13 protein-coding genes and 1 riboswitch are annotated in these 16,383 nt (G+C 37.5%); all 13 genes read right to left on the bottom strand.

Features of this window, described 5'->3' with window-relative positions:
• Positions 1–73 precede the first annotated feature (73 nt).
• The 13 genes from IGK81_RS04710 to IGK81_RS04650 all read right to left on the bottom strand — a co-directional run bounded on the left by IGK81_RS04710 (position 74) and on the right by IGK81_RS04650 (position 16,344).
• On the bottom strand, positions 74–1,597 hold the full coding sequence (locus IGK81_RS04710; protein ID WP_010719576.1) for a YfcC family protein: 1,524 nt from the start codon (positions 1,595–1,597) through the stop codon (positions 74–76).
• Between the two features lie 595 nt (positions 1,598–2,192).
• Positions 2,193–2,807, bottom strand: a complete 615-nt coding sequence (locus IGK81_RS04705; RefSeq protein ID WP_010737347.1) for an ECF transporter S component — start codon at positions 2,805–2,807, stop codon at positions 2,193–2,195.
• Between the two features lie 121 nt (positions 2,808–2,928).
• A riboswitch (FMN riboswitch) is annotated at positions 2,929–3,052 on the bottom strand.
• An 80-nt stretch (positions 3,053–3,132) separates the two neighbouring features.
• Complete coding sequence (locus tag IGK81_RS04700) at positions 3,133–3,849, bottom strand: pseudouridine synthase (protein WP_010719578.1); 717 nt, start codon at positions 3,847–3,849, stop codon at positions 3,133–3,135.
• The gene (gene scpB, locus IGK81_RS04695; RefSeq protein ID WP_010719579.1) at positions 3,849–4,424 is read right to left on the bottom strand and encodes an SMC-Scp complex subunit ScpB; all 576 of its coding nucleotides are present in this window, start codon (positions 4,422–4,424) and stop codon (positions 3,849–3,851) included. Before scpB ends, IGK81_RS04700 begins: the two co-directional genes overlap by 1 nt.
• Entirely contained in the window at positions 4,408–5,175 is a 768-nt protein-coding gene (locus IGK81_RS04690; protein WP_277749450.1) for a segregation/condensation protein A, read from the bottom strand. Before IGK81_RS04690 ends, scpB begins: the two co-directional genes overlap by 17 nt.
• Positions 5,172–5,543 carry a hypothetical protein gene (locus IGK81_RS04685; RefSeq protein ID WP_010719581.1) on the bottom strand — a complete coding sequence of 124 codons (372 nt, stop codon included), beginning with the start codon at positions 5,541–5,543 and terminating at the stop codon, positions 5,172–5,174. Before IGK81_RS04685 ends, IGK81_RS04690 begins: the two co-directional genes overlap by 4 nt.
• Before the next feature lie 18 nt (positions 5,544–5,561).
• Positions 5,562–6,449 (bottom strand): site-specific tyrosine recombinase XerD, encoded by an 888-nt coding sequence (gene xerD, locus IGK81_RS04680; protein WP_010719582.1) that lies wholly within the window; start codon positions 6,447–6,449, stop codon positions 5,562–5,564.
• A 92-nt stretch (positions 6,450–6,541) separates the two neighbouring features.
• On the bottom strand, positions 6,542–7,015 hold the full coding sequence (fur, locus tag IGK81_RS04675; protein ID WP_438757615.1) for a ferric iron uptake transcriptional regulator: 474 nt from the start codon (positions 7,013–7,015) through the stop codon (positions 6,542–6,544).
• Positions 7,016–7,118: 103 nt separating this feature from the next.
• Positions 7,119–7,982 (bottom strand): CvfB family protein, encoded by an 864-nt coding sequence (locus tag IGK81_RS04670; protein WP_010737345.1) that lies wholly within the window; start codon positions 7,980–7,982, stop codon positions 7,119–7,121.
• A 201-nt stretch (positions 7,983–8,183) separates the two neighbouring features.
• Positions 8,184–10,487, bottom strand: a complete 2,304-nt coding sequence (locus tag IGK81_RS04665) for a cell division site-positioning protein MapZ family protein (RefSeq protein ID WP_034700261.1) — start codon at positions 10,485–10,487, stop codon at positions 8,184–8,186.
• 374 nt (positions 10,488–10,861) lie between these two features.
• Positions 10,862–11,971, bottom strand: a complete 1,110-nt coding sequence (gene rpoD / locus IGK81_RS04660; RefSeq protein ID WP_010719586.1) for an RNA polymerase sigma factor RpoD — start codon at positions 11,969–11,971, stop codon at positions 10,862–10,864.
• Between the two features lie 23 nt (positions 11,972–11,994).
• Entirely contained in the window at positions 11,995–13,836 is a 1,842-nt protein-coding gene (gene dnaG / locus IGK81_RS04655) for a DNA primase (protein WP_010719587.1), read from the bottom strand.
• Positions 13,837–14,022: 186 nt separating this feature from the next.
• A complete protein-coding gene (locus IGK81_RS04650; protein ID WP_181878300.1) occupies positions 14,023–16,344 on the bottom strand; it encodes a cation-translocating P-type ATPase in 2,322 nt (773 codons plus the stop codon).
• Between the last annotated feature and the right edge of the window lie 39 nt (positions 16,345–16,383).

Below are 16,383 nucleotides of genomic sequence, written 5' to 3'. Positions count from 1 at the left end.
TGAGCTTGGATCTTGTCCATTCACATCAAGTAGAAAACCATGTACACTCTAAGTCACGGTTTTGTCTACTTTGTTATAACATTGCCGCTACACCTAAGATAACACAAATGGCTACAAATAGGATAGCAATCAATTTTCCTGTGAATTTCCACCAAACGGAAATATCAAAACGAGCGATCGCAACAGCCCCCATAACGATTGCTGATGTTGGTGTGATCAAGTTGACCAAACCAGATGCTGATTGATAAGCAGTGATAACTAAATCTTTACCAACGCCTGCAAATTCACCCATTGGTCCCATGATTCCCATAGTAGCTGCTGCTAGTCCAGAAGTTGATGGGATCAAGAATGACATAGGGATATAGAAGATAAACGTTAAGATCAAGAAGACACTAGATGACAATGAACTTAATCCTTGTTCACCCCAATGTAAGATCGTATCAGTGATTAAACCATTATTCATCACAACTTGGATACCACGTGCAACAGCTACCACGATCGCAACACCGATCAAATCTGAAGCTCCTGCTAAGAATTCAGAAATAAAGACTGATTCTTTCATTCCGTAAGTGATTGCCACTACAATAGCCATCACTAAGAACAACATGGTAATTTCTGGGAAATACCATTCTCCTAAAGGAAGCATGTTTTTACCTAAAACAGTTCCGACTACAGGTAACCCTGTTAACCAGTTAGTTAATGATTCAAAAATCGTAAAGTTTTTATTCAATGTTGTCCAAGGAATCAAACTAATGATCATAATACCAAAGGTAATGAAAAATAGGATATTTACATGTTTTTGTCTTTTAGTAATTGATTCTTGACGACCAATTGAATCGATATCAAAATGTTTGATGTCTTCTTCACGTTGTTTATATACAAGTGATTTCGTTGGGTCTTTTTCCACTTTAGATGCGTAACGGTAGACATAAGCAATTGAGATAGCCAATAGTACCACGAACATCAAGAAACGTAACCCGATTCCTTCACCCATTGAGATACCCACTGCTTGAGAAGCGACCCCAGTAGCAAATGGATTAACGGTTGAAGCTAAACAACCAACTTGTGACCCTACTAAAACGATAGCTACTGCAACAACTGTATCAAACCCAACAGCCATCATAACAGGAATCAATAAAGCATAGAACGGAATAGTTTCTTCCGCCATACCATAAGTTGAACCACCTAATGCAAATAAGATCATCAACACAGGGATCAACATTTTTTCTTTCCCTTTAAAGCGTTTTACAACGGAAGCAATCCCTGCATCCAAAGCACCAGTTTTATTGATAATACCTAAGAAACCACCCACAACTAAAATAAAGAATGAAATTGGAATAGCAGCCGGTGTTTCTTTCGTTAATTCCCCAGCAGGTACACCTAGCATCCCATTAATCGGTGCCATAAAGATATCCCATAGCCCCTGAGGATTTTGCTCTACTCGTTCATATGATCCAGCAATGATGTTGCCTGCATCATTGACACTATAATGTCCAGCTGGTATGAACCAAGTTAGTACAGCGATAATCGCAATAATAATAAATAAGACCGTATACGCTGAAGGCATTTGAAATTGTTTCTTCTTTGTTTGTTCCATGTTCTTCTCCCTTTCTTGTAACATTAGAATCTTATAAGAGTGATTCCATCAGTTATTTTATCAAAAAGAATACGATAACCAAAACAATAACCTATTGATTTGGCAAATTTTATTCAAAAATCCTGCTTTCACTCCTTTCTCTATAAAATTTAAGGTAAAGCTTTTTCAATACAATTGTAGCGTTTTCCTCTTCCATTATAACAAAACTATTTATCATTCAAAAAGTGATTAATTTCACATTTTGAATCATAAAATACATTTTTATGCATAAACAAAAGAAATACTCAAACACCGTTTATAAAACGCTTACACAACGTGGGTTAATGAATTTTTTTTCATTAAAATTTCCGATATTTTTTTATTTCCTTGAATTCTTTTTAGAAAAAACAATGTTTATTTTCTCATCCCCTTTTTTCTAATAGTTGGACTACTTTTTCAGAAATACTAGTACTGACAAAAACGGCTCCTTAACTTTTTATATTGTAAAAGTTAAGGAGCCTCGACTGATTTTTTTAATGATAAAATAATTAAGAAAGTGGCATCAATTCATGCTTCCCTCTGAAAATGGATAAACGAGCATGAGCTGCTGTACTATTTATTTGTTGTTCGTCACTGTATGTCTTTGTGCCAACTGGTGTTGTTTCCGACTTAACCATGGCAATAATTTTGCGTGTAAAACCAAAAAGGCAGCACTGACGATAAATCCTTTAATGATATTAAATGGGACGATTCCGATCAGGACATAATTAGCTAACGGCATCCCTAACATTTGATTAGCATTTAAACCTAAAAACATAAGGTATAATGGGGTAATCACAAAATAGTTTGCGACACTCATGAAGATCGTCATTGCGATCGTACCAGAAATCACACCTAAAAACTTATTTTTCCCTACTTGAGTCTTCTTACGGAAGAAGTAGAAAATAGGTAAGGTAAAGATAGCTGTTGCTAAAAAGCTGGCTGTATCTCCTACCAAATTATCTGGTGAAAAGCCAGTAGTGATCAAGTGTAAGATCGATCGTAAGAAAGCTGTAACCAATCCAGCAACTGGACCAAATAAAAACATACTGATCAGTACTGGGATATCACTAAAATCGATCTTTAAAAAACTAAAGGCTGGCATGATCGGAAATGCGATATATTGCAAAACCAATCCGATCGCAGCAAATAATGCCACAGCGACCATTTTTTGTACACGGGTGTTCTTCATTTGAAATCCTCCTGTTAGGACTCCTCTTCAGCGAACTTTTCGACGAACTTTTTGCAAATAAAAAAACTCTCCAATAACAGGGAGAGTTAGAGTTATTTGGCAAAAAACTACGTCAAATAAGCTCTATCTTCTTTATCCAGACTATACTGTCGGTATCGGAATTTCACCGATTCAGCTACTTAGGTAAAGTAGGTCGTGGACTATAACCACCGGTCGGGAATTTCACCCTGCCCCTGAAGACGAACCATTTATAATTTTGTTTACCTTTACATTATACATCGCTTGAGAAAAAATGCAATCATTTATCCTTATAATAAGTAAGTAATCACTTTGATTGATTTAATAAACTGCTGACTTCTTTTTTGTTCAACTCACGATAGTCGCCAGGGCGTAAGCCTTGAAGCGTCAAATCGCCGTATTTTTCTCGTTTTAATTTTTGAACAGGTAAGCCAACTGCTTGAAGCATATTTTTTACCTGATGATTTCTACCTTCATGGATAGTCAATTCAACGATACTATGATTTGTCTTAGGATCCACAGATAATATTTGGTAACGTGCTGGTGAAGTTCGTTTCCCTTCGATTTTTATCCCTTTCGTCAAGGGAGATAACATTGTTTTAGTAGCAATCCCTTTGACTTTCGCCACATATACTTTGTCTACTTCATGTTTTGGGTGGGTCAAACGTTGCGCAAAATCACCATCATTAGTCAAGAGCAGTATACCCGAAGTATCATAATCTAATCGTCCTACTGGATAAATTCGTTCTTTTACCATTGGCAGCAAATCAGTTACGACTTTTCGCCCCTTGTCATCAGCAACAGCGGAAATCACGCCTTTTGGTTTATATAGTAAATAGTACCCGTATTCTTCTTGATAAATCGGCACTTCATCTACTTCGATCAAATCACGTTTGCTAACTTTTACTCCGAGTTCTTTTACTACTTTGCCGTTGACTTTTACTCGTCCAGCCAAAATATATTCTTCCGCTTTACGTCTGGAAGTGATCCCTGCATGCGCAATTACTTTTTGTAGTCTTTCCATTATATCTGTTCTCCTTCATCCATTTCATCAAAGAATAAGTCGAGTGAAGACTCTTCGTTTAATGAATGCTCCATTGCTTGTATATCTGGTAAGTCTTTTAATGAGTTGAGACCAAAATAATCTAAAAAATAAGGAGTCGTCCCATACAAAATAGGTCGTCCAGGTCCTTCCACGCGTCCTTTTTCTTCAATCAACTGATGAGCAGCTAGCCGTTGAATGGCACCTGAGACTTGGACCCCACGAATTTGTTCGATTTCTACTCTGGTAATCGGTTGTTTATATGCAATGATCGCCAACGTTTCGACAGCTGCTTGTGAGAGAGTATTAGACGTCCCTTGGGCATAGCGTTTCAACAATGGCGCTAACTCTTTTTTGGTTGTTAAAACGACATGTGCCTCTGTTTCCAAAATATGCAAAGCACTAGCTGGATCATTTTCATATCTTGTTTTTAATTCCGTTAATAAAGCCACTGTCTCTTCTTTCGTAATAGTTAACAGATAGCTGATTTCTTCTAACCCGATTCCTTCCTCGCCAACAATAAATAAAATGGCTTCAAGTTCACTTAATTTTGTCATCTTTGGTATCTCCTACTGCTAGATAAAGCATAATTGTTTCATAATTTCCTTCTTGTTGCGCAACGATCTGACCATTTTTCATCATTTCTAATAAAGCCATAAATGTAGTGACTACTTCTGTTTTCGAAGGCGTTTCAAAAAAAGACTCAAAAGAGCATCCCTTATGATGTTGCTTAAGACGCTCTTCAATAAAGATGATACGTTCTTCAATTGTTGTATCATCAGGAGTAATCGTTTTTTCAACTTTCTCTGAGAATTTCTTTCGCTCTAAGATTTTTTCCATCGCATGAAACAAATCAATCTTTTTGACTTGTCCACGTTTCAATGGTTTCTCTTGTCCAATGAGATCGTCTACTGCAACTGGTTCTTTCGTATAATATAAGCTTCTCTCTTGGGCTTTTTCGGTTAACTGCTCTGCAGCATACTTATACTTTCGATATTCCAATAATTGATTGACTAATTCGTCACGCGGGTCCTCTTCCCAATACTCATCTTCAATGATTGCTTCTTGAACAGGTAACAAAGTTTTGCTTTTGATCGCCATCAACGTGGCAGCCATCACTAGATATTCTCCAGCAACAGCAAGTTCAAGAGTTTTCATCGTATGGATATAACTCATGTATTGCTCAGTGATCGTTGCAATCGGGATATCATAAATATCGATCTCCATTTGCTGGATCAAATGAAGGAGTAAATCTAAGGGTCCTTCAAATATATCTAATTTGATATTGATTTCTGTCACCATATTCACTCTTTCTTCTTGTTTCGATCGACCCATTTTGCGAGATATGGACGGGTAATCTCTGTTGGTCGTATGGAAAAGTCTGGGTATTTTTCTTGAAGTTCATCAAGCATTTGAAAGCCCATCTGATCTCCCCGATAAGATGGATTCAATGAAACATCGTGAATAATCAATTCCTGATTTTCACCCCAATAAACACCAATGATCCCTTGAATATTCGTTGAACCTTCTGGTGTGAAGAAAAAAAGTTCATATCCTTCTTCTGTTTCATAGGTATTGATTTCTTTGAGTAAATTCGATTTATCCGTTAGTTTCTTATGAAAACTTAACAGTCCCATAGCAATTTTACGATTTTCTTTTCGGTAATGTGTTAACATTTTTTCACCTTCCTATGACTAAGCCCTTGGAAAATGCTGCTTATAAACATCCGTCATTCTTTTCTTTGTGATATGTGTATAAATTTGTGTTGTTGAGATATCAGCATGTCCTAATAATTCCTGTACCGTTCGAAGATCTGCACCATTTTCCAGCAAATGTGTCGCAAAACTATGCCTTAAAGTATGAGGGGTCACCTCTTTATTGATTCCTGCTTCACGCACTAATTGTTTAAGGTTTTTCCAGATACCTTGCCGTGATAACCCTGTACCATGATGATTGACAAATACATGCGTTTCAGAAGGATTCGCTACAAGGAGGGGGCGTGCTTCGTCTAGATACCGCTCCAACCATTGGATCGCATAATCACCTAGAGGTATGATCCGTTCTTTGTCCCCTTTACCAAGTGTTTGGACCAAGCCGAGCGACAAGTGAAGATCACTTAGCTTTAAACCAACGAGTTCACTAACACGCATACCTGTTGCATACATGACTTCTAGAATTGCTCGATCTCTGATCCCTAGATTTTTGGTTGTATCAGGTGTTTCGATCAATCGTTCAACCTCAGTCAAGGATAAGGTACTAGGTAACTTTTGAACCTTTTTAGGCGTATCAATGTGTTGCATCGGGTCATGATCAGTCAATCGTTCTTGACGTAAGAATTGATGAAATCTTCTCAAGCTAGTAATCATTCTGGTCACGGTTGCCGGAGCTTTCTTTTCATCATGCATCTTTTCCAGATAATTGATCACGACGTAGCGATCGACATCTTGCCAGGAAGTGATTTGCTCATCTTCTAAATAGTGAAGATACTGTAACAAATCTCGTTCATAACTTTTTCTCGTATTTAATGACAAGCCACGTTCAATCGTCAAATAGTGGAGATAATCATTAATTTCTTCATTCATAATAATCCACCTCGTGCTCTTCTATCATATCAGATACCCTTCATTTTCGATAGTCTATTTTACAGCTAGGCAAAGAAAAAGCCGTCTAGCAATCAGACGGTTTTGCTTTCTTTTTCTTTAGTGTAACATTTTTGACAAATACCATGAAATGTTAAGCGATGATCTTTTACCAAAAAGTTATACCGTTGCTCCACAATTTCTTCCACTTCACACAATAAATCTTCTTCGACCTCTTCAATCGTGCCACATCGTAAACACAATAAATGATGATGGAAATGTTTTGCTCCTTCTTTTCTCAAGTCATAGCGAGCAACACCATCATTGAAGCTGACTTTATCAATGACTTTCAAATCGGTCAAAATCTCTAACGTCCGATAGACAGTAGCTAACCCAATTTCTGGACTCTTTTTTTTCACTAGAAAAAAGACTTCTTCTGCCGATAAATGTTCTTTCTCATTTTCTAAAAGTACTTGTAAAGTTGCTTCTCTTTGTGGGGTTAATTTGAACCCCGACTCGTGCAATTGTTGTTTCGTTTTTTTCATTACTGACATCGCATTCATAACCATGTATTCAACCCCGACAATTTATAATAATTATAATCAAACAAAAGGAATCTCTTTCTAAATTAAAATAATTATAAGCTAGTTAAGAAAAACATGCAAGGTATTCTCAATTAGATTTTCTAATTCGTTTCGTTACCCCTGCTTCTTGTTTGACTAGTCCTTGTTTTAATAGATTGCCGATTGCTCGTTTAAAAGCTCCCTTGCTTATACCAAAAGTTTTCATGATATCTTCCGGATCAGATTTGTCAGTAAAATGGATTTGCTCATCTGCTGATCGTTCAATGATCGTTAAAATCATTTGTGCATCATCAGAGATTGCTTCATATGCTCTTGGTTTTAATGAAAGATTCAATACTCCATCAGGTCTCACACCAATTACTCGTCCTTTGACTTGTTCACCTAAGCGCGGCTCATTATAGCGTTCTGATGGGTGGATAAATCCGATATAATAATCATCTGTTAAGACGTACGTTCCGGTAATTTTCAAGCGGTAAGCAACACCTGTAATGTCTTTATTTTTGATTTCTTCTGTTCCACGTTTACTCAATGATTTAAAAATCTTTTCATCGGCTAAACTACCCCAAATTCGGTCTTTGCTATCGACTCTTAAAGCAACCATTAAACGATCGCCTTTTTTAGGCCAAAGTTCTGTCATCGTTGGTAGTTCATCTAATGAGACTACAAAATCTTTGTCGGGTAATCCAATATCGACGAATACTCCTAGATCTTTTCGTGAAGCAGTCACTGTACCAAAAGCATAATGACCAATTCGACTTTTAGGAATCAACGTAGTAAAACGATTTTCATGTTTTTGATTTTGATAACCAAACCCTTCGACTGCTTCACCGATACGATAGGTCCCTTCGGTTTTACTTAATCCAAAAGTTTGTCCATTTTTCTGGACAAAGTAATTTTTTTCATTTTCATCAATTACCATTCCGGTAAATATTGTTGCCAATAATTCATTCATCTTATTTCTCCTTATTTATAAAAGATTCAGCCATCTTTTCTTAGTTATCATAACATAATGTTCCCATGATTAGTAGTTGGTTTGGTCTTAGTCGTCGCAAAAAAACTCAGACATCGTGTATCTGATCCTATATGGTCATCCACTTAGTTCCATACGATCTACGATATCTGAGTAGTATTTGGTCATTGTCTATCTAGCAGATTAATGGCTGCCATTTCCGCCAAACCAGCCTGTTTTACAATTGATCGTCACAATATAAAATGGCAATGCACTTTCACCGATTCCACGCATCAAATTAGATTGGGTTGAAGTAGCATAAAGATTATAGTAACCTTCACCATTTTCGATTCTCGCTTTTTCTAGTTTATATCCACCTGCCACAATGTAGCCTCGTTGAATACAAGTAGCAATAACACTTTGTTGGACTCCTGGTGCCCAATTCCATGCTGGATTAGATGCATCAGCCACATCACTTTGTCGAGTTGACATGATGGGTTGATTGGCTGAATTAGTCTTATTGGTAGTTGAACTAGATTTTGCTTGTTGTGCAGCCAGAGCTGCAGCTTGTTTGGCTGCTTCAGCTGCTTTTTTTGCTTCTTCAGCTTTTTTTGCTTCTTCTTTTGCTTGTGCTTCTTTCTGCTCTTTCGCAGTCAAGGTTTCATCTACTTTTTTTAGTTGATCTTTTAACGCGACAGCTAGCTCTTCATTTTTGATTTGCTCTACAGCATTTTTTGCTTCGTCATACTGCTCTCTGTTCGCACTGTCTACGACTTGATTATCATGATAGACAACGTTCACTTTATCTTTAGCCGTCTGCAATTGTTTGTATTGGTCCTCTGCTTCGGTTTGCGCTTGCTTGATCAGACGTCCAAAAGCAGTTTCATTTGTAGTCATTGGTTGAATGGCTTGATCCTCTTTTAGTTTGGGATCAGCTGCTAAATGATCATCGTCAATCACTACCGAAGTAAATAACTGGTTGACACGCTGAATATCTTTGATTTTGGTTTGGATATCCTGGAATGTTTTTTCTAATTCAGGGTATTCTTTCTCTTTTTTTACGTCATTCAGATCAGTCTTTAGTTTAGCTAAGTCTTGATTGATCATTGAAGTACGGATAAACTGGTGAGACGAATCTGTATAAAAAGCATTCAAGGCTGTCTGTAGCTCTGCCACCTTTTGTTTTTGTCTTTCTTCTTGTGCAGCGATTTGTGCCTGAACATCTTGCTGATGGTCATAATAAGCCCAACCACCGACTCCGAGCAAGACGATTGCTGCTAAAGCCAGATACGGTCCTTTTTTCGATCTTTTTCGTTTCCCCTCATCAGTCTTAGCTGATGTAACTGGTTCTTTTTGTTCCGTTTCTGTCCTTTGATCGATTTCATTTGATAATTCTGTTTTTTCTATAGCTTCTGGTTTTGAAGAATCTTTCTTACGAATTTCTTTTTTTGGTTCTTCTTCTTTCGGTACTTCTTCTTTTGCTGTTTCTTTTTTCGATATTTCTTCTTTTAGAACTTCTCCGTTTGATTGATTCTCTTGTGATGGAGCTGCTTTCGGAATATCTTTTTCTGAAACTTCAGGTTTCAAATTTTCGTTTAACGCTTCGTCCTCATGGGTTGAGTTTTTATCGACATCTTCCGCACTCGTTTTTTCCTCGACTTCTTTTTTTCCTATCAAAAGTTTTTCTGACGATGATTGGACGTGAGTCGTTTTTGAAGCGGGCACTGGTTCTTCAGTTTGTTCCTTAGAAGAAAGCAGTTGATTTTCTTCTGAAGTTTGGGGTGCCGTTAAGCGTTCATGATTTTTTTCTGTTTCCGTTTCGAACGTTTCTTCTTGATCAATCGCTTGATGGTCAGTTGGCTGAACAACGCTATCCTTCGTATCAACTGTTTCCTTTTCTTTCGTTTCACGTTCGTTAGTTCCTGGCACTGTACTTTTTTGTTTTGAATCAGTCTCTTTGGCATTTTTAGCTGCGAGTTCCTCTTGGATCATTCGCATCAATTCTTCTGCATGTTCTTCTGTTGTATCTTCTCTATGAGCTTTGATATAAGCAGATAAAATCGAATTTTCTTTTTCATGATCAACAAATTCTTTTAATTCAGCTACTCTTTTTTGTTGCTCTGCTTCGAGTTCATCCGTCATTTCATCGCCGTTAGCTTGTTTTTTCGAATTAGTTCCTTCTTCACTTGTTGACGGCTTTGTATTTAGCTTTTTAGTGACTTCTTCTTCAGCATCATTAGTTTCTGCTAGATTCGTTTCTCCAGATGATTCTTCTTTAAACAAGGCCATGACCGATTCTAATGGTAACTCTGTTAATTCTGACCATTCGATTGGATCATTTAATTCCGTGTCAGGAAAATGTTCTTCTGAAGAATCTATTGGTAATTGACTGTTGTTCTTTTCTTCATTCGTGTGTTGGTCTTGCTCTTTTATTTGGTAACCACAATCAGGACAAATCAACTTTCCTTTGATTTTCTTTGATCCACACGTTGGGCATTTTTTTATCACTGAGCGATCGGCTCCTTTTGTTAGGTTTACGCTACCATTTAATCTACCATATTCTGAAAGTTTCGCCAAGAGCCTATTTTGATCAAACAGATGTCAAATAGTATAACTCGTAAAAATAAAACAAATAATTTATAAAAAGTTTCTTATAATTACGCATAGTTACGCAATTATTTATGTTTTCATCATCATAATGTTAATAGCGCATCAATTATTTGTTTATTATGATCAGATTCAAGCTTTTGACTCAGCTATTGACTAAAAAAGTAGCACGGGATCATCTATTCTGATCCCGTGCTACTTTGTTTTCACTAAAGGCTACTCGCAATTTTAAAAGACAGTCATTGTCTATAAGATTCAAAATTTGAATCCTATTTTTACTCTAAGAAATCTTTCAATTGTTTTGAACGTGATGGATGGCGTAATTTACGTAACGCTTTCGCTTCGATTTGTCGAATACGTTCACGTGTTACTCCGAATACTTTCCCAACTTCTTCGAGTGTTCTGGTACGGCCATCGTCTAAACCAAAACGTAAGCGGAGAACATTCTCTTCACGGTCAGTCAATGTATCTAAAACATCTTCTAATTGTTCTTTTAGCAATTCATAAGCCGCATGTTCTGCAGGACTAGTAGCTTCTTGGTCTTCAATGAAGTCTCCTAAATGAGAATCATCTTCTTCACCAATTGGTGTTTCTAAAGAAACTGGCTCCTGCGCAATTTTCAATATTTCACGTACTTTTTCTGTAGGAAGGTCCATTTCTGCACCAATTTCTTCTGGCGTCGGTTCTCTTCCTAAATCTTGAAGTAATTGACGTTGGATACGGATCAATTTATTGATGGTTTCTACCATATGCACTGGGATACGGATCGTACGTGCTTGGTCAGCGATGGCACGAGTGATTGCTTGTCTGATCCACCATGTAGCATAAGTTGAAAATTTGAATCCTTTACGATAGTCAAATTTTTCAACAGCTTTCATCAAGCCCATATTTCCTTCTTGGATCAAATCAAGAAATTGCATGCCACGTCCAACATATCTCTTAGCAATACTTACGACCAAACGAAGGTTTGCTTCAGCTAAACGCTGTTTTGCTTCTTGATCACCTTCTTCGATTTTTAAAGCAAGAGCTACTTCTTCTTCCGCAGTTAATAGGGAAACACGACCAATCTCTTTTAAATACATACGAACTGGATCGTTGATTTTTACACCAGTAGGTGCTGACAGATCTTCTGTTTTTGCTTGTTCCGCTTTTTTCTCTGCACTCTTCAAGCTATGGATCGATGGATCTCCATTTTCATCAACAACGCTGATTCCAGCATCCTCGACTTTTTGGATCAATTTATCCATCTCATCCGCATTCAATGTGAATGGCGTTGCAAGTTTATTTGAAAGATCATCATACACGACTTGTCTTTTTGGTTTGTTTTCTTTGATAAAAGCTGCTACTGCTGCTTCATACTTTTTATTCTCTGTTACATTTGCCATAAAAGAAGGCCCCCCTTGAGTAGCTATTCGGCTTGTTTTAACTGTTTTGTTAAATTAATGATCTCAATCGTTAATTCCAATTCTAATTGCTTGTTTCCAGTTCTTCTAGCCTCTTGCTGCATTTGTTTTTTTAAAGTTATTTCATCAGCTAAACTAGACTTTCTGATTACACGCAATAAGTCTTGGATTTCTCTTGGTGTGCTTTCTTCGGCTACACGCAAATACTCGATTTCCACCACTAAACGCCTTAAATTTTCATCTTGCAAAAAGTCCAAAAACTCCGCAAGGTTGAATTCATCATGTTGTGACACAAATGCATCGAATAAAAAATATACTTCTGCATAAATGTCATGAATAAACTGAAATTGCTGTTCTTTCAAAAGATTACGGACAGATATCTCTTTGAACACTCTGTACAAGAGCATTTGTTCCGCTTTTTCTACTTGAGTCAGCGGTCTCTTTTTCGTTATTGCCGTCCGTGAAATAGCTGGTTCTGGCAATGTCGTTGGTTGGTTGGTTCGATTCGTTTGATTTTCCCTGCGAAAATCCCGTATTTGCTTTTGCAGGGTTTCACGACTAAGTTGAAATTCGGTCGCTAGTTGCGACAAATACATATCTTGTTCGATTGGCGAGACAACTTGACTAAGTTCTCTCGATACCTCTTCTAAGTACTGGATTTTATCTTTTTCATTCTCCAGGTTCTTGTCTTGCTTCAAATAACGTGACTTGAAAGTAAAGACCGTTTCACGACCATGAAAGATCAGTTCATTAAAGGAGTCATTTCCATATTTACGTAAATATTCATCGGGATCAAGTTTTTCCGGAATCACAACGATTGATAATTGCAATCGACTATTTTGTCGTAACAATTCGATCCCTCGATTCGTTGCCTCGAATCCTGCCTTATCTCCATCGTAACAAAAAACTAGTTCTTTGGTTACTCGTTCAATCTGCTGGATCTGTTGATTCGTTAAACTCGTTCCCATGGAAGCTATCCCATTTTTTACACCTGCTTGCCAAGAAGCAATGACATCCATGAAACCTTCAAATAAAAGAACTTCACCGCTTTTTCGGATATCACTACGTGCTTTATCCAAGTTGAACAACACTTGTCTTTTATTGAATAATTCTGTTTCTGGACTATTCAAATATTTGGGTTGATCTTTTTCTTGTCCTTTTTCTGGTGCAAGCCAGCGTCCAGAAAAACCAATCGTGCGCCCTTGAGGGTTTCTGATAGGAAACATGATACGTTGGTAAAACCGATCAGATATTCCTCCATCCTCATGAGAGATAAACAAACCAGAACGTTCCAACACTTCTTGATCGTATGCTTCAGTTTTAAATACTTGTTTCAAAAATGAACGTTCATTCGGTGCAAATCCGATCGCAAATTCTTCAATCAATTCTAGTGTCAAACCACGTTGTAGTAAGTAATCTAAAGCTTGCTCGCCTACTTTCGTGTGTAGCAACATATGATGATATACTTCTGCGGCTTTTTCATGCGCTAAAATCAATTTTCCTGTAATTGAATCGCTATTTTCGAAGGGAAGTGTTTGTTTGCGCCATTGATCTTCTAACTGAATTTGTTCAAAATCAGCAACTTTGACGACTGCTTCTGGGAAACTAAGTCCTTCTAGTTCTTGAAGAAAAGTAAAGACGTTTCCTCCTTTTCCGCAACCAAAGCAATGAAAAATCTGTTTATCTTCAGCCACCGAGAAAGATGGTGTTCGTTCTTCATGAAAAGGACACAAACCTAAATAATTCTTTCCAGATTTTTTTAATTGGACGTATTGACCAATCACCTCAACAATATTCGTTTGTCCACGAATCGTTTCAATGACTTCTTGAGGAATCCGTTGAGCCATGCTTTCACCCCCTGTAAATAGCTAATTGGCATCTGTCAAAGAGATACCTCAGGAGAATAACCGGTAAAAAATCGCACTAACGAAAATCAGTGCGATTTTAAAGGACACAATTATACATGTTTCATTCTATCACAATTCTAAACTTTTTCAAGTATAATACTTGTCATTCTAAGAACAAGCAACGGTTTATTTCGTTGTTGCTAATTTATTCAATAAGTAGTCACGGATATTGGTCTTTCCATAAATCAGTCTCAAAATGATATTAACGATCATAAAACCAATGAAATATGGCCAAGCCGTTCCTAACCCAAGATCAACTTCTAACAGATGATGGAAAAGCATCGCTGCTACATAAATCCCTACAACAGTTGTTACCGCTAAGAAAATTCGCAACGGATTAAATGGATAACACGCTTTGACTACTGCCATACAGCTGATTCCGATCAATAGATAATACATTAAAGTGGTCGTTTGCAACGGGGTAAATGGCAAAACTTTTCCTAAAATATAAACCACAATAATATTCAATACGACTAGTAATGCATTTGGTAACGCATTGATCAATGCTGTTGGTAAATAACGATAGGTAATCTTTCGTTTATCTTGTTCAAACGATAAGAAGAAAGAAGGGTAACCTTCAATAGCTAAGTCAATCAATGTGATCTGGATTGGGATGAATGGAAACCCGATTGCAGTAATTGCGCATAAGATAGAAAGAATAAACGAATAGATCGTCTTGATAAAGAAAATACCTGAAACTTTGGTCACATTGTTTACGACACGACGCCCTTCGAATAAGACTTCTGGTAAAGTCGTAAAATCAGAATCAAGTAAAACGAGATTAGCAATTTGTCTTGTTGCACCGTCTCCTTCAGCCATGGCGATACTGCAGTCTGCTTCACGCAGTGCCAATACGTCATTGACTCCATCCCCAGTCATAGCCACAGTTCCACCACTTTGTTTTAATTCATTCACTAATGTTTTCTTTTGTTGTGGACTCACACGACCAAAGACCGTGTACTCATGAGCGGCTTCCCGGACAGCTTTTTCTTCTGTCATCGTAGAAAGATCAACATACGAATCATAATTTGGTAAGCCTGCACGGCGGGCAATATTTGAAACTGTGAACGGATTATCACCTGAAATAACCTTTAGATTCACACCTTCAGCATGTAAATAAGCTAATGTTTCTTCTGCATTTTTACGTATTGGGTCGTCAATTTCAAACAGCGCGATTGGTTCAACGCCTTTTGGCTCTCCTTCAGTCAAATGTTGTTCAGGAGCGACACCCAGCATCAATACACGGTAGCCATTTGCTTGAGCATCCACCAAACTTTCTGGCAGTTGTGATTTTTCAACCAAACGTTCAGGAGCTCCTACATAGATCACACCTAATTCAGGAAACTCCATTGCTCCCCATTTACGGTCAGAAGAGAAAGCTAACTTTTCAGTCACAGTATAGCGATTAGCTACTTGAAAGTAATCTCTAAGCGCCCGCATGGTAAGATTATTGTCACTGCTTTCAGCTAGATAGGTTCCCATGATTTCAGGAATCGCTTTTTCGTACTTAGGATTTAGGGCTTCGACCCGTTGGATACTCATTTTTCCTTCAGTGATCGTCCCTGTTTTATCCAAGCAAAGCGTATCTACATGAGCAAGTGTTTCAATCGAATACATATCTTGGACTAAGATTCTTTTCTTTGCTAATTTCGTTACACCAGTAGTCAGTGCAATACTAATCAAAAGGACTAAGCCTTTAGGCAACATCCCTAGTAATGCTGCTGCCGAAGCAATAACAGAAATCTTAATGGAAGCATCACGGATAAATAACGCTTCTAAAAATAAAATAATACCTAATGGAATTATAATGAAGCTAGTAAATTTCGATACTTTTCGAATAGAATCGACAAGTTCAGAATGAATCGCTTTATGGGTTTTTGCCTCACTCGTTAGGCGAACTGCATAGTTGTCTGCGCCAACACGAATCGTTTGAGCTAAAACAGAACCACTGGTTAAGAAACTACCTGAAAGCAATTCATCTCCTTCGGTTTTGACAATCAGGTCTGACTCCCCTGTCAATAGTGCCTCATTGGCTTCTGCGCGTCCTGAGATCACTTTTAAATCAGAAGGAATCTGTTCCCCTGCACCAATCTTTACGACATCTCCTAAAACTAATTCTTTCGTTGAAATCGACTGCTCTTTTCCTTCGCGGATAACTCGTACCTCTGATTGCGAAACAATCGATAGCTTTCTTACTAGATTTCTAGCATGGATTTCTTGATAGATACCAATAATGATATTCACCACAATGATTGCCAAGTAAGCCATATTGGAATAGGCACCGACCAATAGTAAGCAAATCCCAATACCAAAATTTAAAAAATTGAATAGCGTTAGTATATTGTCACTAAGAATCTGCTTAGTACTTTTTGATGCATCCTCTTGGTAATCATTTTGCTGCCCAGAGGAAATTTTTTGTCTCACTTCTTCCTGAGTAAGACCATTCATTTCTTTCGTTTCCATTTTTCGCCAACTTTCAAAAAATAA

It is taken from the genome of Enterococcus sp. DIV0703, from assembly GCF_051711065.1.
In the GTDB taxonomy this organism is placed as follows: Bacteria; Bacillota; Bacilli; order Lactobacillales; family Enterococcaceae; genus Enterococcus_B; species Enterococcus_B hirae.
The sequence above is the reverse complement of the archived record's forward strand: the minus strand, read 5'-3'. Positions and strand labels throughout refer to the sequence as shown.